This window comes from Serratia sp. CY38905, assembly GCF_052168875.1.
In the GTDB taxonomy this organism is placed as follows: Bacteria; Pseudomonadota; Gammaproteobacteria; order Enterobacterales; family Enterobacteriaceae; genus Serratia; species Serratia sarumanii.
This window is the reverse complement of sequence record NZ_JBJNLV010000055.1, coordinates 1-586: the sequence shown is the minus strand read 5'-3', so window position 1 is coordinate 586 and position 586 is coordinate 1. Positions and strand designations below refer to the sequence as shown.

1 protein-coding gene is annotated in these 586 nt (G+C 71.2%); it reads left to right on the top strand.

Annotation, left to right across the window (positions count from 1 at the left end):
• On the top strand, positions 1 to 586 hold a 586-nt coding region (locus ACJ8MK_RS26025), incomplete at both ends, for an AMP-binding protein (protein ID WP_442518131.1).

The following is a 586-nucleotide window of genomic DNA, read 5'->3' as shown; positions in this document are numbered from 1 at the left end:
ACGCCACCGCGCTGGTGAGCGGCGCGGAAAGCCTGAGCTACGCCCAGCTGAACGCCCGCGCCAACCGGCTGGCGCACGCGCTGATAGCGCGCGGCGTCGGCCCGGACAGCCGGGTGGCGGTGTGCGCCGAACGCGGCCTGAACATGGTGACGGCGCTGTTCGGTATCCTCAAGGCCGGCGGCGCCTATGTGCCGCTCGATCCGGCCTATCCGGGCGAACGCCTGCAGTACATCCTGCAGGATGCCGACCCGGTGCTGCTGCTGGCGGACGCCGCCGGCCGGGCGGCGCTGGGCGAACCCGTGACGCCGCAGCTGGCGCTGGAGGCGGCGTTGCCGGAGACGCTGAGCGCCGAGAACCCGGCACCGCGCGCGCAGGCGTCGCACCTGGCGTACGTGATTTACACCTCGGGCTCGACCGGTAAACCGAAGGGCGCGATGAACGAACACCGCGGGGTGGTCAACCGGCTGGTGTGGATGCAGGAGGCCTACGGCCTGACGGCGGCGGACACGGTGCTGCAAAAAACGCCGTTCGGCTTCGACGTCTCGGTGTGGGAGTTCTTCTGGCCGCTGATGGTCGGCGCGCGCCT